This window comes from Pseudomonadota bacterium (assembly GCA_018823285.1).
GTDB lineage: Bacteria > Desulfobacterota > Desulfobulbia > Desulfobulbales > JAGXFP01 > JAHJIQ01.
Map to the genome: position 1 here is coordinate 74,886 of JAHJIQ010000002.1, position 17,731 is coordinate 92,616.

Sequence of the window (17,731 nt, forward strand, 5' to 3'; positions counted from 1 at the left end):
CTTTTCCTTACATTCATACTATTTATTCTTGACACTCTGGAAGCTCACTACTATTGTACGCAAAAAAATGAGGCTTCATTCATTATTGTTCATTTGTTAACAATTTCTTGTTCGCTGATCAACTGTTGATGATGAAAGCTGATAATATCCAGGATAATGGTGTAACGAGCCGGTATACACCCTCCCAGGTAACTGATTTAGATTTGGAACGAAAAATTCTATTGAGCCATGCGAGTATCCGACAAACACAACAAAATTATCCAGGCCGCAATAAAGGTTTTTGCCCGTAAGGGATTTTACAGCGCCAGAATATCAGACATCGCTCAGGAGGCCAAAGTCGCCGACGGGACGATCTATCTTTATTTCAACAACAAATATGACATTCTGATCTCGGTTTTTGAAGAAGAGATCGGCAAGATAATCCTCGAAGTCAAAAACCTCACTGATCAGGAGGAAGACCCGAAAGAAAAGCTCAAAATTTTTGCCATGCAGCATATGCGAATGGTGAGAGAGCGAAAGGATCTTGCCGAGGTTCTACAAATGGAATTACGGCAGAGCAACAAGTTCATGCGTGAGTACCGCAACACCAAGTTCATTGAATACGTTGATATCGTCTCAAGGATTATCCACAAGGGCCAGGAAGCAGGGATATTCAGAAATGATGTGATGCCGGGAGTCGCCAAAAGAGCCTTGTTCGGAGCTTTGGATGAAACAGCGCGACTCTGGATATTGTCACCGAACAATCAGTACACCATCGAAGAGGCCGCTGAGCAGATCAGCAAGATCTTTCTCAGCGGTATCGAAGCAAAATCGCAATCCTGAACCATGTCAGGCAGAACGAACCGTTCTGCCTGAATTCATCCACCATTTTTACCGGAAAACCGCCGGGAATCCGCAATCTCTTTTCCCAGGCGGAATCAGGACTCCTGGGACGGGGTTATTTCGATAATTTCAAATTGCCTGATTCCCCCCGGTGTGCGGACCTGCACATCATCACCGACACTTTTACCAAGCATGGAGCTACCGAGAGGCGACTGGACTGAAATGCGGCCTTTTCTAAGATCCGATTCTTCAGGCCCTAAAATCCTGTAGACCAATTCTTCATCGGTATCAAGATCGTTAACAGTCACCACTGTACCGAACACAACTTTTTCGCAATTCACCTTGGTACAGTCAATCACTTCGGCCCGGCTCAACTTATCTTTCAGCTCCATGATTCGTCCCTCAATGAAGCTCTGCCGCTCTTTAGCCGCATGATATTCGGCATTTTCCTTCAGGTCGCCATGTTCTCTGGCCCGCTCAATATCCTTGATGTTTTCCATACGATCTGTTTTCAGGAGTTTCTCAAGTTCTATCTTCAGGGTTTCATACCCGCTTTTTGACATGGGCAAACGTATTACCATTTTGTAAACCTCCCAAAAAAAACTACGGCGGGAAATTCCCACCGCTCAAAGTTAACTATCACTTGCTGATTAGTATGACAACCGAATCTATAGGTTGATATTACGGATCAAGACCGATCTTTGGGGTTTGATCTTTGACAACAGGCTGCACGGGCCCGCACTCACTTCCCTTTCAGGAAAAACCACCTTTCATCCTGGGAAGGATATAACCGATCAGAAAAAACCAGAACAGAATAAAACAGATAATCTCAACCACTTCCACCCAACCCGTCATGCCCACCCTCTCCCGGAAAGATCAGATTCAACTGCAACAATACCTATTTCCTTGCCATTATGCAAGAACTCAACTCCCCGAGACCAGCGTGCCAAAGGCTTTTTCCCAGTTCCATTGGGCGAAGTATCTTACCGCAATCGAATTTGTTTTTCTGCTTTTTTCCGTGGCATTGTCTATCAGGGAGGCGGCAGACATCAATTGCTCAGCAAGCCCCGGTTGCTCGGTTGAAGAGAAGGTTACGACCTGCCACAAAGACCTCTTCTTTTTCGTAACGGTCATTTCAAGTCCGGCCTGGGCGAGCTCCCTGGCGAGAATATCGTCAGTTCTTTCGGGAAACAGCCTGGCCCTGCTTTGCTCGACGCCAGCCCTGTTCCCTGTTGCAAGAACCGCGCGCGCTTTGAGGAATTCCATATCCATCCGCCCGGGATAGCGCTCCAGAATCTCATCACATTTTTCGATCGAAAGAGCGTTTTCCCGGGTAAGGAAATAGCCTTTTGCAACGAGCACGGAAAGAGAAACGTTTTCCGGGTATTTTTCCATAAGTTTCCGCAACAGGTCTATCGTCTTGTCCGCGCGCCCGGACGCCTGCATGGCCAAAGCCATGAGATATCCTGCCCGGGAAGACTGCGGGGCCTCAAGCATGGCCTTTTCAGCGGCAATGGCCTGGTATCCGGGAAGATCGTACTTTTTCAAGAGCTGAGCAAGTTCCAGAAGTTCCAACACCCCTCCTGAAGAACTGATCAGCAGGTCAAAAATACTCCCGGCGGCTTCCCGTTCTTCAGCTATATGATAGATCCGGAGCAGCAGGACCAGGACTTCTTTATCAACCTCATCGTTACCAAGCAGCGCGAGACATTGCCGTTCTGCGTCGGCCAGTTCTCCATCTTCAGTATAGATCTCGGCGAGCAGAAGACCTGCCCGGCGCACGACTTCACGTCCTTCCGGGTCAGACCTCACCCTGCCCCTCACCGACTCCTGCAGAATCTGCCGGGTCAAGACTCCCGCGCTGGCAAGCTCATCCACGGAAGCAAGCAGTCTGGCCTTCATCAGTTTGACACGGGCCGAATTTTCCCCCGCCAGTGAGGAATATCGGTCAAACCACACTCGGGCCTTTACCGTGGCGACATTCCTCCTGGAAAGAGAAAGGTCGAAGAGTCTCTGCAGAACCGGCAACTGTTGCCCGGAATCTAAATAATACTCCCTGAGGAGTTCCTCGGCTTCATACAAAAGCCCTTCCTCTTCAAGAAGATTGCTGAGTCCGAGGACTGCCTGCCCATATTCCCGAGATCTCTGAAATGGTGGGCGGTCGCCCCTTTCAGTGTCCCGGAAGTTGCCGAGAATCTCTTTATAGAGGCTGAACGCTTTGCCGAAGTCACAGGCCTTTCTGTAGGACTCGGCGGCCAGCAGAAGATCGGCGGGACTGACCACAAAATTGGAGCTCTCAAGTTGCTCAATCAACCCCGCCAATGCGACAAGATCGCCAAGTTCACCGGCCAGAACAATACATCGCCTCCTGATGTCATTCCGGTTCGGTGATAATGCGAGCAGTTTTTCATAATCAGCAAGCGCCTCTGCAGGTTGCTGCAGCTCCTCATGCAACTGACCCCGGCCTTCAAAAAGCGCCCAGCCTATGTAGCCGGCCCGCTGCAACTTCCCGTAATATTCGAGACTCTCCTGCAGCTCGCCAGAATCTCTCTTCATCTGTGCCAGTTTCAAAATAACCTGCATATCTTCCGGAACAAGCTCATGCAATAGCTGCAGGGCCTCGACCTGTTCTTTTATTCTGCCAAGACGGCCGAGAAGGTCGGCAATGGCCCTGAAAACTTCAGGGCGGTTCGGAGCAAGTCTGGAGATGTGCCCCCACATGAACAGGGCCCCCTCCAGTTGTCCGGCAGCAAGAAGATCTGATGCCAACTGGTTAAGAATCGCAGGATCGTCAGGAGTTATGGCCAGAATCCGGCGATACAGTGCAACCGTATCGGTCCCCAGCGCGATATTAATATTGATAATCGACCGGAGTGCATCCAGATCATCCGGACGCAACTGGACATATCTTTCAAAATACGGCAGGGCCTCGGCAAAACGGTCGGTTTGCACGTATATTCTGCAGATTTTGGCCAGGAGTGAATGGTTGTGTTCATCATTTTCAAGCAGAGACAGGAGATGTTCCAGAGCCTTGTCATACTGCCCCCGGTTCTCGTAATAAATGGCCAGTCGTCCCCTGGCCTCACGATGGTCCGGATCAATGTTAAGTATTTTCTGCCAGTACTGGACCGCCGTCTTGTAACGCTCGAGACGTTCATGGATCCTGGCGGTCATCAGCAGGATATCAAGCCCGGATGTTCGGTCAGCGGCAAGCTCGACCAGAAGCTTTCTGGCTGTTTCCAGTTTCCCGATTTCAAAAGCGAGACTGGCAAGGGCGATTTTGACTCCCCGATCATTCGGTTTCAGGTCGAAAATTTTTTTTATCAGAGGATATGCTTCTTTTTTACGCCCCCCTTCGACCAGGCTCTGGGCCATTCCCGACAATGCCACCAGATCTCCGGAATTCCGGGAATAATTCCTGGTAAACAGATCAAGCGCCCTGCTGAAATGGCCCTGGCCGCGCAATGCGATGGCAAGGGCATTCAGGTAGATACTTTTTTCGGGATACGATTCACACAGCAGTTCCAGATTTTTTACGGCCTGCTCCCAGTCACCGATCCTGATGAGAAGCCAGCAGAACTCCCAGCGTGCTTCCTCAAGCTTCGGCTTTACCGCAAGAAGCTCATCGTATCTGGCCGCACCACCTTTAAAATCACCAGCCCTGACCAGCCCTCGCCCTTCGTCCCATAATTTTTTCCATGGCGGGAGAGTAACTCCCTGCATCGAGAGTTCCACCTCCGGGATCGGAGACGGGATGACCAGAAGATCCCCCAGAGCGGCCTGAGCTTTGACCGGGTTAAGACACCACAGCAGAAAAGTGAACATAAGTGACAAGAAAAGAGCCATTACCGGTCCTGAACGGAAGATTTTCCCCGGAAAACACCTTCCTGGTCGCAATTCTGTTCTGCGAATGTCGTTTTCAGTCATAGAATGCGGATATCCGTTCAACTACATATTCCTGCATTTGATCGGTCAGTTCCGGATAAATCGGTAAGGCAAGAGTTTCTCGTGCCGCCTTTTCCGACTCAGGATAAGAAAGCGTGTCATACCCCATCCCGACCAGACATTTCTGCTGATGCAGAGGAATCGGGTAATAGATCTCAGCGCCGATGTTTTCAGACTTCAGATACTCCAGCAATTGATCCCGTTTTTCGACCCGGATCACATACTGATTGTAGATATGATAATCCGGGGAAACCCCACTCTTTTCAGCCGCTTCGCGATACACGGCAACGGGAAGCCCAACCTGCTCACCTGCCAGCCCCTTATCGCGGAACAGCCGGTTGTAGAGTTCACCATTTTCCCGGCGGGCGCGATGCCAATCCGGAAGGTGCGGCAATTTCACATTCAGCACAACCGCCTGAACGGGATCGAGCCGAAAATTGCCGCCGACTATGGCATGATGATATTTCGGCTCCCCACCATGGACCCTGATCACCCGGATGAGGTGAGCAAGTTCAGGGTCGCTCAAGACGATCATGCCCCCGTCACCGATCCCGCCAAGATTTTTGCTGGGGAAAAAGGAAAAACAGCCGGCCGTGCCCATGGCACCGGCTCTATGCCATGCCATTCCACCCTTTCCGGGAATTGGACAGGAAGCTCCGATCGCCTGGGCCGCATCCTCGAGCACAGGGATTCCATATCGCGCCGAAATATCCAGAATTCTCGCCATATCGGCACACTGCCCGTACAGATGCACCGGCAGAATAACTTTCACTTTTTTCGCGGTTTCCGGCTCTTCCACAAGGATCCTTTCGATTTCGTCCGGATCAACATTATAGCTCACCGGATCAATATCGACAAAGAGTGGCCGGGCCCCGAGCCTTAAAACACAGCCCATGGTTGCGAAGAAGGTATATGGAGTGGTCAGAACCAGGTCCCCCGGCCCGACACCCATCGCCATCAGTGCGGCGAGCAAGGCATCGGTGCCGCTGGCAACCCCGATGGCATACGAAGTCCCGCAATACTCTGCCACATTTTTTTCAAACTCCTCAACCTTGGGCCCGAGGATATAACCGGTCGAGTCCACAACTTCGGTGACTGCTTCAAGTATCTGTTTCCGCAAAGGCTGCAGCTGCTTTTTCAGGTCCAAAAGGGGTACGTTCATCTCTTCTCTCTGATCGTGTATGGGTTTGGATTTTTTCCGGGAACAGGAATGTTCCTCATGGACAACCGGGTCCCGGTTCGATTGCTCACCCGCCGCGACGCCAGCTGGTGAGTATCTCGTCGAGGTAGTTTTTAATGTCGGGAAGTTCCTGCTCGAAAAAAGTTTTCATCTTGCCGAGCAGATTCGCCTCAATCTGCCTGACCCTCTCCCGGGATATGGAATACTCGTCGGCGATGGTCTGGAGGGTGAGCGGCTCATCACTCAGGAGCCTGTCAACCAGAATTGCATGCTCCTTGTCATTCAGGCTGCCTTTCAGTTTTTCGATCACCGCTGAGATCTTGGCTTTCATCTCATTCTCAGCCACCATCTCTTCAACGGTCGGTCCGTAACTCTCGATAAAGTCCTTCTGTTCGTCACTGGAATCATCCCGGATCGGGCTTTCAAGGGATAGATCATTGCCGCCCATCCGCTGGGTCATCTCAATAACTTCGCTCTCCTTCACATTCAGCCTTTCGGCAAGGAGTTTGGGTTCTGCCTTGAACCCCTGGGCCTCCAGAAGTTTACGTTCCTTGTTCAGACTGAAAAACAGCTTGCGCTGGGCCTGGGTGGTGCCGATTTTCACCAGCCGCCAGTTGTCCATGATCGATTTGAGGATATAGGCCCGTATCCAGTAGGCGGCATAGTAAGAGAATTTAACGCCCCGGTAAGGGTCGAATTTCTTTACCGCCTGGACCAGACCGACATTTCCTTCCTGAATGAGATCCAGAAAGTTCTGCATCCAGTACTTCTGAAAATCCATGGCAACTTTAACCACGAGGCGGAGATTGGAGGTCACCAGGCGGTATGCGGCATCGGGATCTTTCGTTTCCTGATAACGAATTGCCAGTTCCTCAGTCTCCTCACGTGATAAAAGTTCGTGCTGGCTGATCTCCTGCAGATAACGGTGCAACCCGGCCTGACCGAGCGCCGGAAGATGCTCGTCGTCGGCAAGAGCCACCAGCGGATGTTGCATCACATCGGAATCTATGGGTTGACCTTCCTCATAATCAGAGTCGGTCATTCTTTTCGTCATAACAGCTGCCAGCTCCACAGTTATCTCGCCCTGGCTTTCAGGCAAAAAAAACCTATATATATAATCTCTTTGATTTTAGCCAGCCATTTATAAAAACAGGGCCGTCGGCAGAAAGCGTCTACCGGTTGACAAGCTCAAGAACCAGGCCGTAAGAACCGTTAGCCACGACGCGATTGGCAGTGACACCCTCCCCGGGATTCAATGGCCCAAGCTTCGCGGTATGGGCAACATGGACGGGATCAATGGATACCGACTGTGGATCTGAAATCGCGGCCGCTTTTTTTTCAATAATTTCAACAGCTTTCTCATCAACAGCACCCTCTTTCCGCTCAAAAATCACCTTTCCGGCCAACTCCTCAATATCCATCAGACGATTATTGGCCGCGAGAATGAAAAATTTTTCCACCCCGGGGCTTCCGTCAAGCGTGAACCACTCGCGCGCGGAAGGAATATAGTACTTCTGCCAGGCAGGAAAAGCATGCCCGTAGAAGTCCGGTGAAGGTGGGAATACCTGATACAGATCTTTCCGTGAATCATACAGAAAAACATAAACATATGACTTCTCATGGAGTTGCAGGTAAACTCTCAGCAAATCACCTTTACCGACCGATTCCGGGCCGTCAAAATCAAGCGATTTCACCAGACCGTCAGCGGATTTAAGAAAGAATCCCCAGCTGAAAACGACCTTTTCGTCTGCTCCCGCGCAAGGCACCAGAAACAGCAGCGCCGTAATAACCAGAAGTATTGTTTTACCAGGATATCGCACCACCATAGACTCCTCGGATCAACAGTTTCATTATCATGCCACGAACATTCTAACAGATTTGTCAGGTCACACAAATTCATAATTTCACCCATGCGGGCATAAGTCTCGATGCCTCGCAAACTCGCTTTCGCCCAGGGGCATAAGTTTCGTATAAGCAGGCACGCTGCTTAACTTAACTAATCGGCACGAGCAGACGAGCTGCTCAACTCAGCTTTGTGCCAATGGCGGCAAAAAAGTTATCCGAAAAACAAATGGGGCAATTAGCGGATCCAGGACGTGTGAAATCATTTTCCCCGGCCCGGAAACAAGCAGGAGAATATTTCAGAAAACACCATTGAGCCTCCGCAAATTCTCCTGTGTATCCCAGACAATATCTGTTTCAATCCCACTGTAATTATGATAAAAAGGTGCCCTGAATACTAGCGTGCACCGGTTTATAATGACATCTTATGAGATGGGACCGGAGGGCGAAAAAAAAAACGATCATCAACCAGCCGGCCCTTGACCTCAATGGAAAACATCAGAAATTTCAGCATCATCGCCCACATCGATCATGGCAAATCAACCCTTGCCGACCGCTTTATCCAGATGTGCAACATGGTCACCGCCCGTGAATTCAAAGACCAGCTGCTCGACAGCATGGATATTGAACGGGAACGGGGAATAACCATCAAGAGCCAGACCATCTGCCTGCCCTACAAGGCCAGAAACGGCAAAAAATACATTCTCAACCTGGTGGATACCCCCGGGCATGTTGATTTCAGCTACGAGGTTTCCAGGGCTCTCGCCTCCTGCGAAGGCGCCCTGCTCTTGATCGATGCCGCCCAGGGCGTCGAAGCCCAGACCCTTGCCAACCTGTACCTTGCCCTTGAGAATAACCTGGAAGTTATCCCGGTCATGAACAAGATAGATCTGCCCTCAGCCGATCCCGACGAAGTGACAATCCAGATCGCCGACGACCTTGGCCTTGATATCGACCTTATTCAGAGATGCTCGGCAAAAACCGGCCAGGGGGTCGCTGAAGTTCTTGAGGCTGTTGTCAATCTTCTCCCCCCGCCCACCGGAGACCCGGACAAACCTCTTGAGGCGCTCATCTTCGATGCCAACTATGACCCCTACCGGGGGACAATCATCTCCTGTCGAATCTTCGAGGGCAGGGTAAAAGCCGGCGACACCATCATGTTCATGTCAAACGGTGCAACATACCGGGTTGAGGAGGTCGGTCTTTTTCACCTGACCAGATTTCCTCAAAAGGAATTGCTCGCCGGACAGATCGGCTATATCCTGGCCGGGGTTAAAACCGTCAACGACACCAAACCCGGCGACACCATTACCATCAAATCGAACCCTTGCAAGAAACCTTTACCTGGTTTCAAGGAAGTCCAGCCGGTGGTTTTCTCTTCAATCTATCCGATCTCCACAGATGACTACGAAGATCTGGCGACCGCCCTCGAAAAACTGAAACTCAATGACGCCGCTTTAACCTTCCAGAAAGACAGCTCAACAGCTCTCGGCTTCGGTTTTCGCTGTGGATTCCTGGGACTGCTTCATCTTGAAGTCGTCCAGGAACGGCTGGAAAGAGAATTTGACATTCCGCTGATTCTTACCGTGCCCACTGTCGTCTATCATTTTTTCCTGCAGGACGGCTCATCCCTTGAAATTGACAACCCGGCCCATTTCCCCGACCCTACGGTGATCGACCGGACCGAAGAGCCCTATATCAAGGCGACCATCCTGATGCCGGAACGCTACATGGGGCCAGTCATGAACCTGTGCATGGAGAGACGGGGAGAAAACACCACCCATCATTATCCTACTCCGGGAAGGATAGAACTTTCCTGTGAACTTCCCCTTGCCGAGGTTATCTACGACTTCTACGACAAGCTCAAATCCATTACTCAGGGTTACGGATCATTCGACTACGAACTTTTTGACTACCGTCCCAGCGATCTGGTAAAATTGGACATCCTGGTAAACAGTGAGAAGGTCGATGCCCTGTCCCAGCTCACTCACCGGGCCAAAGCAAGGGAAAGAGGGCTCCATGCCTGCGAAATGCTGAAAGAAGAAATCCCGCGCCAGATGTTCAAAATTGCCATCCAGGCCGCCATCGGCGGCTCCGTGGTAGCCAGAACCAACGTCTCTGCACTCCGGAAGGATGTCACCGCAAAATGTTATGGCGGGGATATCACCCGAAAAAGGAAGTTGCTTGAAAAACAGAAGGCCGGCAAGAAAAGAATGAAGACTGTCGGCAATGTGGAAATTCCCCAGAAGGCATTCCTGGCGGTCCTGAAATCAGACCAGTCTTGAGACTGCCGCATATAAAGGAACTGTTGTGAAAATCCTCCTGATGGCTGCATTTCTGATTTTGCATTCGGCTATGCCGGTAAAGGCAGAACAGGGGTGCGGTGAACTTCTTGACAAGAACTGCACCAGCTGCCACTACAAAACAAGAATCTGCCAGAAGATCGGCCAGAAGAGTAAACGAGGCTGGAAGATCACCGTAAAAAGAATGCTTCGTTACGGCCTGCAGCTGGACGCCAGGCAGCAGGAACAGATCATTGAATGTCTGAACGAACTCAAAGAAGGATCCAAACTGGTTTGCGAGTAACCGTGTTCTCCCGGAGATCTACTGGACAGCCACTAGCTTGGCGCAACAGTTGACGGCACCTTTCCTGGCCATAATCTCATCGATCTGCGCCGCACTGAGAATATCGCTGGTCTGCTTCATCACATACACTACGCAGTCACCGCAGACATTCAGCACGTTCCGATAATCATCCAGAGAACTTACCACTTCCCAGCAGGGGAGGCCGGTCAATTCCGATTGTCTGAACACCGCACAATCCTCGTGCTTGTTGCAACCGGTGATTTCCCAGCAGGATGTTTCGACACTCATCTCATTTCACCTTATCTAAATAAAGATAATATTGCCGGACAGGTCCATCCTGCCAGGCGCATCCCCCGATGCCGGCTCAAGCAATCAAATATACTGGCAAAATAATTCCGGTCAAGAAATATCAAAATATCGTTCAAGAGAAGAGATAAGTTCGCCAAGCCCATCTCCGGTCTTTGCGGAAAAAACAACCCGCTCGGCGGGACCCACATTGAACCCTGCGTCAAGGATTCTCGCCTGGCGGTTCGCCTGGTTCCGCGACAACTTGTCGGACTTTGTGTAGACCAGAAGGAAAGGAAGGGGAATACTCTGGAGCCAGCCCACCAATTCACGGTCCTGGGGCTTTGGGGGATGACGCACATCGATAATCACCACCACACAACAGAGCGTTTCACGTTTCTCAAGGTAGCTGGTGATCAATCCCTGCCAGTCATTTTTGATCTTCCTCGGAACCTTGGCAAATCCATACCCCGGCAGGTCGACGAGATACAGATCATCGCCGACCCTGAAATAATTAAGACTCTGGGTCTTGCCGGGCCTGGAACTCACCTTGACCAGACTGCGCCGGTTGATCAGCTTATTGATCAGACTCGACTTCCCCACATTGGATCTGCCGGCAAAGGCGATTTCCGGCAATTCAGCATCAGGAAGCTGGGAATTATTGAAAGCGCTCGTGACAAAACTGACCTGACAGGTCTCTCCCAGAATTTCACTGAGTGGTCGATTGATCTCCACAGGCGATCCGTCAGATCACTTTATTGAGGGAATACTCAATAATTCCCTCAGCCCCGGCCTGAAGCAAGGCAGGGATCAGGTCTCTCACCTGATGCTCGGAAATCACGGTCTCGACCGAATACCATTCCTTCTGGTAAAGACGGGCAATGGTAGGTGCATTCATGCTGGGCAGAATCTTGATGACGGTGTCGAGCTTTTCATCGGGGACATTCATTTTAAGCCCCACAATCTTGTCCGCCCTTAAAGCCCCCTGCAGCAGCATCGCGATATTCCTGATCTTCTGCTGTTTCCATGGATCTTCCCAGGCCTCCCGGTTGGCGATGAACTGGGTATTCGAAGTCATCATTTCATGGATAACCTTCAGACCATGAGCCCGGATCGTGCTTTCCGTTTCAGTCACTTCAACAATGGCATCCGCCAGTTTCGAAACCACCTTGGCTTCCGTGGCCCCCCAAGAGAATTCAATCTCAACATTGATGTTGTTCTGCGCAAAAAACTTTTTGGTATAGTTGACAAGTTCCGTGGAGATCTTCTTTCCTTCCAAATCCTGAATAGTCTTGATTTCGGAATCCCCCGGCACGGCAATAACCCATCGGGTAGGTTTTCTGCTCACCTTTGAATATACGAGATCATCGACCACAACCACATCGGAATCATTTTCAAGAATCCAGTCCTTCCCGGTAATTCCTGCATCGAGAATCCCCTGCTCGACATATCTCGACATCTCCTGGGGGCGGCAGATGGAACAGCTCAACTCGTCATCATCAACCTCCGGAAAATAATTACGCGAGGAAAGCTTGATCCGCCAGCCGGACTTCTCGAAAAGCTCAATCGTTGCCTTTTCCAGACTCCCTTTGGGTATCCCGAGTTTCAATATCTTCATTTTTTGTAAACCTCCTGCGGATCAAAAACCCTTTCATCTTTTACAGCGAATGCATCACCGGCGACTCTCCTGAAGAAACAACTGTGATAGCCTTTATGACACGCCGCGCCGCCAAGCTGTTCAACTTTGAAAACAACCGTATCCTCATCACAGTCGACAAGGATTTCCCTGATCAGCTGGACGTGGCCGGAACTTTCACCTTTCAGCCAGAGCTGCCCGCGAGACCGACTCCAGTAATGAGCCTTGCCGGTTTCAATGGTTTTTCGCCACGACTCTTCATTGATATAGGCCATCATCAATATTTCGCCGGTGGCATGATCCTGGGCGATGGCGGGAATGAGCCCGTTTCCTTTTGAAAAATTCAATGCATCCATAAGCTGTTATTCAGTCAATTGAGAAAACGAGGGGATCATCCCTCGTCATTTTCCTTCTTTTTCTGCTCCCGCCTCCGTTCTTCGGCAAGGAAGTTGATTATACAAGACTTTCTGAATTTACAATACTCTTCCCTGTGTTCACAGAGCGCTTCTTCAGACTCATATTCTTTTTTATGCTTCTCACAAACAAGTATCATTGAAACAAATCATCCCGGGCACAGCCATCGGTAATCTTAATATATTCTGAAATTGCTGCAGAAAGTTAACGCCCCTGAAGATTCCGGCTTAAAAAGCCGCAGGGTAATTCCGCCTGCCCATAATCAGATGGAGGCGACCTCTCCAGACATCTGAAATGCCATAATTACCAAGAATGATCATACCACTGCATAACACCCCTGGTTTCGGGAGTGATGAAATTATGAACATCGGCAGGAGTTGTCAAGTAATTTAGCGTGAAGCGATCATGCAATTTTGACAATTAAACAATTAATTGCTAATAAAACGACAGGCTGATCTTTTTTCAGACATCGATCCTCTTCCATTCCACAGGAACAGCAGAATAATCACATGAAAAGCTTTTTATCTAAAATTCCCGCCATCCCACTCGGTGTTGCAGCGCTCTTCATGCTTCTCGCCCCCTTTTCCCCCATGCCCCATGCCTTTGAGAAAATCTCGCTACTTTTTAACGGGCAACTTTCAAAACCCATTGATATATTTGACCTGTTCTTTCATCTCACACCGGCCCTGCTTCTCTTGTTAAAACTCGTGATGCCGGCTGAAACAACAAAGGACATCCAATAAGTTAAATCATTCTACCAGACTCTTTTTACCGCAGGAGAAACAGATGCAGCAACATGTACAGGAAGGCGATTTCATCACCGTTGTTTATGATGGGATCCTCGATAACGGCGAAATTTTCGAAACTTCAAGCGATACAGGCCCCCTGGAGTTTACCGTCGGTCTCGGCAATGTAATGGCCGCCTTCGAGAACGGCGTGCTCGGCATGTGCAAAGGTGAAACCAGAGAGATAAAGGTCTCTCCGGAGGAAGGCTTCGGCCCGCACAACCCTGAACTGACCCAGACCATTGACCGGGATTCCCTAGGGACAAACATAGAGCCAAAAATCGGAATGGTTCTGGGAATGACCCTTGAAAAAGATGGCCAGACCCACCAGGTTCCGGCCATGGTTGTTGATATCTCAGGCGATCAGGTGATTGTTGACTACAATCACCCGCTGGCCGGCAGGGAACTGACCTACAGAATTACCGTTAAGGATATCAAGGCGCCGGGTATAGTTTCTGCGGACCAGGCGTGCGGCTGCAACTGATTGGACATAATATGACCCAAGCTCCCGCCGCCCTTTTGATCATAGCCGGTTCCGACCCTTCCGGCGGCGCCGGCATCCAGGCCGACCTGAAGACGGCAGCCACCATCGGCGTATATGGCGCTGCAGCAATCACCAGCCTCACCGTCCAGAACACGGAAGGGGTGTTCTCGGCAAATCCTGTGGAGCCATCCCTGGTAAAGGAGCAGGTGGAAAAGGTCCTCGCCGATCTGCCGGTCAGTCATATCAAAACCGGCATGCTCGGAAACTCCGGGATCACCGGAACAGTGGGTGAAATTCTGGCCCGGTTTGAGGGGGTTGTGGTTTGTGATCCTATTCTGCATTCCTCCTCCGGAAAATCATTGCTTGAGGGCGCTTCCGTTCACGATCTGAGAAAACACATCATCTCTCGCGCCACTGCCATCACCCCGAATTTTCCCGAACTGAAAGCTCTTTCCGGCCACGAATTAGCCAACGACGATGATATGCGCTATGCGGTGGAACGTCTGTTCACCAAGCACCCTGCACTGAAAGTGGTTGTCGTTAAAGGAGGCCACCGCGATATGAGTTCGGCAGAGGTTAGCGACTTCTTGTTCCGGAGAACGGAGGGAGAAATTCTCGAAAGCAGGTCTGCCAGAAGAAGGGTGACCACCTCAAACACCCACGGCACCGGTTGCACTTTTGCTACAGCACTGACCGCTTACCATATGCAGACAGGCGACTGGACCAGATCATTTGAACTGGCGGGGGAATATGTACAGGAGATTCTCATCGCAAGTGCCGGAATTCAACTCGGCAAAGGCACAGGCCCCCTGCAGCATCATCTGTTCAGTAGATGACCCTCCCCTCCATCGGAATTCTGGGTATCAGGTCATTCTGATGCGGCCACAATCCGGGCAGATCCAGGTAGGGCCGTTGCTGATTCCCCAGAGATTTTCCCGAAAGCATTCTTCACAGATCTGGAAGCCGCAGACACAGTTGATGCAGTACGGCAAGGTTTTCCTGCAGCAATGGCATTGGTAATCCTTGCCTCCCCTGCGCCTGCGCGAATATGATTTTTTCTCGGGTTGAGTCATCCGGTGTAAAATAAGAGATACTGCTTTCGATGTCTATTTCAATTCATCATTTGGGATACAAAGCATACTGAATTGATTTTATTCCCTGCTCAATAATCGCGCCTTCCCAAACGGTCCCTCCCCCCCCCTTTGAAGGGACCCATCCCCCATTGCTTGTCCAACATAAAACTCAAAATTCAAAAGACATTACCATCATGATACCTTCAAAATTTCTTTTGCCGGTTTCTATGGCCTGCCTGTTTTCTTCGATATTCAATCTTTCGGTTGCAATTATGGAATCAAAAAGAAAATTCTTGAATTTTCCCTCGGGCATGAGCTCATTGACAGCATAGGCAAGTGTTAAACTGGTGAATCCGGAAATCAAAAGATCATTCCGCTCCGGGTGAGCTCCGAGAAGAGGATTAAGTTCTTTATATCCATTCGATTTATAAAACATTTTAACACTCTGCTGATAATCGATCATGGCCAAAGTGGCTAAAGTCAACAGCTTTTCATCGTTGGCTTTGGAGAAATTGAAATCAAGGGCCGCAGCGGGAGTAGCAAAACAGATAATGAAAAGGACTAAGGTTGCGATGGTTTTCATGGTCTTGTCTCCTGAAAATTGGGAGACAATCCAGAAACGCTTTTACAAAAGATCCGCCTGTTTCACCAGCCTGCAAAGCATAAAAAACCCCGGCACCCTGTTTCCAGGTGTCGGGGTAAGATTTGCTTTCAGGTTGTTGTTAAGTGATTTCATGGCTCTCTTCGGTAACCCGGCTATCCTTCTTAAAAGGATCCGTGGCTTTGCGTCCCTGGATTGCTCCAAGTTTGCCGTTATCGGAGAATGAATCTCTCTTAATTGTTATTATGCGCAGATCAGAATCCCAAAGTCAAATTTTTTTTTTGCCCCCCAAAAAAAATTCAAAAATGACCACGACCAATAGGCATTGAGATGGATTCTCCCGGCAAATCCCAACCGCAAAAACCCTCCTGGCAGGAATTACAACGGCTTAAGGAGTAGCGCCCGCAAAATATTGGACTTCTGCAAATCCTTTAAGTAAAGTCAAGCCATTGCCCCCGCGCCAGATAGTGAACAGGATGAGACTTCGAGCGATGGGAATTCATCCCGCAAGGGAGCACAAACTTGTCGCTTTGCATGTTCAAAATTCATCAAGGATATTCATTCAATGCTTCTTGCTATTGATGTAGGAAACACCAATACCGTCCTCGGACTTTTCAAGGACCGGGAAATTGTCGCCCACTGGCGGATCCAGACCAATCCTGCCCAGATGGCCGATGAGCTTGCCGCTTCACTGAAAGGGCTTTTCAGCATCGATGGCTTAAGCTTCAGTGAGATCACCGGAGTGATCATTGCCAGCGTCGTACCGCAAAGCCAGTCGGCCTGGCAGGAGATGTCGGTGAAGCATTTCTCCATCAAACCGATGCGGGTGTCCCAGTTACCCGATACCGGGTTAAAGATCCTGATGGACAACCCTTCCGAGGTCGGCGCTGACCGTATCGTCAATTCCCTTGCCGGATATGATCGCTACAAAACATCACTGATCATCGTTGATCTCGGCACCGCCATCACCTTTGACTGCGTATCGGGGAAAGGTGAATACCTCGGCGGAGCCATAACTCCGGGGCTTTCCATCTCGCTGGAGGCCCTCGGCATGCGGACCGCCAAACTGCCACGGGTTGATATCTCAATCCCACCGGTTACTGCGATCGGCAAAAACACAATCGACGCCATAAAATCAGGAATCCTGTTCGGTTATGGGGGAATGATCGAGGAGCTTGTGAAAAAGATACGAGAGGAAATGCTGCCGGATGTGCCAAAGGTAATCGCCACCGGCGGAATGGCCGGTCTGATCGCCCCGTTTGCCCCGTCCATTGAAGCGGTATTGCCGATGCTGACTCTGGACGGGCTGCGGCTTCTCTATGAGCGGAACATCAGCTGAACATGCAACTCCCACCAGCCATAAGGCCCGGAGACACCATCGGGCTCATCACCCCGGCCGGACCGGTCATGAATCACCTGCACGTTCAGGAAGGAATCGCTCTCCTTGAGAGGGCCGGATATCAGGTCAAGATCACCGCTGATCTAAGCTGCCGGGACGGTTATCTTGCCGGTACCGATCAACAGCGGGCCAAGCAGTTCGCCTCAGTCTGGCAGGACCCGGAAATCTCCGGAGTACTCGCGGTCCGCGGCGGATACGGCAGCTTGCGGCTTCTCCCGTTCCTGGATCTGGAGATGATCAGGAAAAACCCGAAACCTCTGGTCGGCTTCAGTGATATTACCGTGCTTCTCAATGTCATCAGCCGGGAAACGGGTATGGTCACCTTTCACGGCCCGATGCTGAATACCCTTTCCCGATCCGATGCACAATCAGCAAGTGCTTTCTTCGAGGCACTCGAGGGAACATGCATTTACCCTGCCGCAGTACCCGAGGTCCAAATCCTCGCAAAAGGGAATTGTACCGGACAGCTTATCGGCGGGAATCTGGCCAGCCTGGTTCATCTTCTGGGCACGCCCTACGACTTTCCATGGGAAGGTGCGGTTCTGTTCATCGAAGATACCGGTGAACCGCTCTACCGGATCGACCGGATGCTGACCCATCTGCACGCTGCGGGAAAATTTGCAAAACTCTCCGGCCTGATTCTGGGAACCTTCACTGACAACGACAACAAGGAAGTTGA

General features: G+C 50.4%; 18 protein-coding genes and 1 riboswitch. Of the genes, 8 read left to right on the forward strand and 10 right to left on the reverse strand.

The window, feature by feature from the left end; translation table 11 throughout:
* The first annotated feature begins 228 nt into the window (after nucleotides 1-228).
* Nucleotides 229-822, forward strand: a complete 594-nt coding sequence (locus tag KKG35_00560; protein MBU1736608.1) for a TetR family transcriptional regulator — start codon at nucleotides 229-231, stop codon at nucleotides 820-822.
* A 95-nt stretch (nucleotides 823-917) separates the two neighbouring features.
* Here the strand turns inward: KKG35_00560 and greA are convergent, their stop codons facing one another.
* The 5 genes from greA to KKG35_00585 form a co-directional block, all read right to left on the reverse strand.
* Nucleotides 918-1,403: a transcription elongation factor GreA gene (gene greA, locus KKG35_00565; protein MBU1736609.1), complete on the reverse strand. Its 486-nt coding sequence runs from the start codon at nucleotides 1,401-1,403 to the stop codon at nucleotides 918-920.
* Nucleotides 1,404-1,746: 343 nt separating this feature from the next.
* Nucleotides 1,747-4,668, reverse strand: a complete 2,922-nt coding sequence (locus KKG35_00570; protein ID MBU1736610.1) for a tetratricopeptide repeat protein — start codon at nucleotides 4,666-4,668, stop codon at nucleotides 1,747-1,749.
* A gap of 73 nt (nucleotides 4,669-4,741) precedes the next feature.
* The gene (locus KKG35_00575; GenBank protein MBU1736611.1) at nucleotides 4,742-5,929 is read right to left on the reverse strand and encodes a DegT/DnrJ/EryC1/StrS family aminotransferase; all 1,188 of its coding nucleotides are present in this window, start codon (nucleotides 5,927-5,929) and stop codon (nucleotides 4,742-4,744) included.
* A gap of 85 nt (nucleotides 5,930-6,014) precedes the next feature.
* On the reverse strand, nucleotides 6,015-7,001 hold the full coding sequence (locus tag KKG35_00580) for an RNA polymerase factor sigma-32 (GenBank protein MBU1736612.1): 987 nt from the start codon (nucleotides 6,999-7,001) through the stop codon (nucleotides 6,015-6,017).
* 118 nt (nucleotides 7,002-7,119) lie between these two features.
* Nucleotides 7,120-7,773 carry a DUF4384 domain-containing protein gene (locus KKG35_00585; protein ID MBU1736613.1) on the reverse strand — a complete coding sequence of 218 codons (654 nt, stop codon included), beginning with the start codon at nucleotides 7,771-7,773 and terminating at the stop codon, nucleotides 7,120-7,122.
* Nucleotides 7,774-8,277: 504 nt separating this feature from the next.
* Between KKG35_00585 and lepA the strand changes: the two genes are divergently transcribed.
* A complete protein-coding gene (gene lepA / locus KKG35_00590; protein MBU1736614.1) occupies nucleotides 8,278-10,074 on the forward strand; it encodes a translation elongation factor 4 in 1,797 nt (598 codons plus the stop codon).
* 25 nt (nucleotides 10,075-10,099) lie between these two features.
* Nucleotides 10,100-10,375, forward strand: a complete 276-nt coding sequence (locus tag KKG35_00595) for a hypothetical protein (GenBank protein MBU1736615.1) — start codon at nucleotides 10,100-10,102, stop codon at nucleotides 10,373-10,375.
* 18 nt (nucleotides 10,376-10,393) lie between these two features.
* Here KKG35_00595 and KKG35_00600 read toward each other — a convergent pair whose 3' ends face one another.
* From KKG35_00600 to hisI, 4 genes are all read right to left on the reverse strand, one after another.
* The gene (locus KKG35_00600) at nucleotides 10,394-10,663 is read right to left on the reverse strand and encodes a hypothetical protein (GenBank protein MBU1736616.1); all 270 of its coding nucleotides are present in this window, start codon (nucleotides 10,661-10,663) and stop codon (nucleotides 10,394-10,396) included.
* A 111-nt stretch (nucleotides 10,664-10,774) separates the two neighbouring features.
* On the reverse strand, nucleotides 10,775-11,365 hold the full coding sequence (yihA, locus tag KKG35_00605) for a ribosome biogenesis GTP-binding protein YihA/YsxC (protein ID MBU1736617.1): 591 nt from the start codon (nucleotides 11,363-11,365) through the stop codon (nucleotides 10,775-10,777).
* A 40-nt stretch (nucleotides 11,366-11,405) separates the two neighbouring features.
* Complete coding sequence (locus KKG35_00610; GenBank protein MBU1736618.1) at nucleotides 11,406-12,278, reverse strand: ATP phosphoribosyltransferase; 873 nt, start codon at nucleotides 12,276-12,278, stop codon at nucleotides 11,406-11,408.
* On the reverse strand, nucleotides 12,275-12,652 hold the full coding sequence (gene hisI / locus KKG35_00615) for a phosphoribosyl-AMP cyclohydrolase (GenBank protein MBU1736619.1): 378 nt from the start codon (nucleotides 12,650-12,652) through the stop codon (nucleotides 12,275-12,277). Before hisI ends, KKG35_00610 begins: the two co-directional genes overlap by 4 nt.
* A 567-nt stretch (nucleotides 12,653-13,219) precedes the next feature.
* Between hisI and KKG35_00620 the strand changes: the two genes are divergently transcribed.
* The 3 genes from KKG35_00620 to thiD are packed head-to-tail and all read left to right on the forward strand — an operon-like array spanning nucleotide 13,220 to nucleotide 14,815.
* Nucleotides 13,220-13,453 carry an RND transporter gene (locus tag KKG35_00620; GenBank protein ID MBU1736620.1) on the forward strand — a complete coding sequence of 78 codons (234 nt, stop codon included), beginning with the start codon at nucleotides 13,220-13,222 and terminating at the stop codon, nucleotides 13,451-13,453.
* Nucleotides 13,454-13,496: 43 nt separating this feature from the next.
* A complete protein-coding gene (locus KKG35_00625) occupies nucleotides 13,497-13,979 on the forward strand; it encodes a peptidylprolyl isomerase (protein ID MBU1736621.1) in 483 nt (160 codons plus the stop codon).
* A gap of 11 nt (nucleotides 13,980-13,990) precedes the next feature.
* Nucleotides 13,991-14,815, forward strand: coding sequence for a bifunctional hydroxymethylpyrimidine kinase/phosphomethylpyrimidine kinase (gene thiD / locus KKG35_00630; protein MBU1736622.1), 825 nt, complete (start codon nucleotides 13,991-13,993; stop codon nucleotides 14,813-14,815).
* A 406-nt stretch (nucleotides 14,816-15,221) separates the two neighbouring features.
* On the opposite strand, the gene KKG35_00635 is transcribed toward thiD, so the two are convergent.
* Nucleotides 15,222-15,635 carry a hypothetical protein gene (locus tag KKG35_00635; protein MBU1736623.1) on the reverse strand — a complete coding sequence of 138 codons (414 nt, stop codon included), beginning with the start codon at nucleotides 15,633-15,635 and terminating at the stop codon, nucleotides 15,222-15,224.
* A 160-nt stretch (nucleotides 15,636-15,795) separates the two neighbouring features.
* Nucleotides 15,796-15,874, reverse strand: a riboswitch (cyclic di-GMP riboswitch).
* Between the two features lie 344 nt (nucleotides 15,875-16,218).
* On the opposite strand from KKG35_00635, the gene KKG35_00640 reads away from it, so the two are divergent.
* On the forward strand, nucleotides 16,219-16,992 hold the full coding sequence (locus KKG35_00640) for a type III pantothenate kinase (GenBank protein MBU1736624.1): 774 nt from the start codon (nucleotides 16,219-16,221) through the stop codon (nucleotides 16,990-16,992).
* 2 nt (nucleotides 16,993-16,994) lie between these two features.
* Nucleotides 16,995-17,731, forward strand: a 737-nt coding sequence (locus tag KKG35_00645; GenBank protein ID MBU1736625.1) for an LD-carboxypeptidase, incomplete at its 3' end; no start/stop codon positions are given.

What these genes read in the sequence shown, in the direction of transcription:
- KKG35_00585 (MBU1736613.1), bottom strand. Translation starts at nt 7,773, where the DNA reads ATGGTGGTGCGATATCCTGGTAAAACAATACTTCTGGTTATTACGGCG.
- KKG35_00560 (MBU1736608.1), top strand. Translation starts at nt 229, where the DNA reads ATGCGAGTATCCGACAAACACAACAAAATTATCCAGGCCGCAATAAAG.
- KKG35_00570 (MBU1736610.1), bottom strand. Translation starts at nt 4,668, where the DNA reads ATGGCTCTTTTCTTGTCACTTATGTTCACTTTTCTGCTGTGGTGTCTT.
- KKG35_00625 (MBU1736621.1), top strand. Translation starts at nt 13,497, where the DNA reads ATGCAGCAACATGTACAGGAAGGCGATTTCATCACCGTTGTTTATGAT.
- KKG35_00640 (MBU1736624.1), top strand. Translation starts at nt 16,219, where the DNA reads ATGCTTCTTGCTATTGATGTAGGAAACACCAATACCGTCCTCGGACTT.
- KKG35_00620 (MBU1736620.1), top strand. Translation starts at nt 13,220, where the DNA reads ATGAAAAGCTTTTTATCTAAAATTCCCGCCATCCCACTCGGTGTTGCA.
- lepA (MBU1736614.1), top strand. Translation starts at nt 8,278, where the DNA reads ATGGAAAACATCAGAAATTTCAGCATCATCGCCCACATCGATCATGGC.
- thiD (MBU1736622.1), top strand. Translation starts at nt 13,991, where the DNA reads ATGACCCAAGCTCCCGCCGCCCTTTTGATCATAGCCGGTTCCGACCCT.
- KKG35_00580 (MBU1736612.1), bottom strand. Translation starts at nt 7,001, where the DNA reads ATGACGAAAAGAATGACCGACTCTGATTATGAGGAAGGTCAACCCATA.
- hisI (MBU1736619.1), bottom strand. Translation starts at nt 12,652, where the DNA reads ATGGATGCATTGAATTTTTCAAAAGGAAACGGGCTCATTCCCGCCATC.
- greA (MBU1736609.1), bottom strand. Translation starts at nt 1,403, where the DNA reads ATGGTAATACGTTTGCCCATGTCAAAAAGCGGGTATGAAACCCTGAAG.
- KKG35_00600 (MBU1736616.1), bottom strand. Translation starts at nt 10,663, where the DNA reads ATGAGTGTCGAAACATCCTGCTGGGAAATCACCGGTTGCAACAAGCAC.
- KKG35_00610 (MBU1736618.1), bottom strand. Translation starts at nt 12,278, where the DNA reads ATGAAGATATTGAAACTCGGGATACCCAAAGGGAGTCTGGAAAAGGCA.
- KKG35_00635 (MBU1736623.1), bottom strand. Translation starts at nt 15,635, where the DNA reads ATGAAAACCATCGCAACCTTAGTCCTTTTCATTATCTGTTTTGCTACT.
- KKG35_00575 (MBU1736611.1), bottom strand. Translation starts at nt 5,929, where the DNA reads ATGAACGTACCCCTTTTGGACCTGAAAAAGCAGCTGCAGCCTTTGCGG.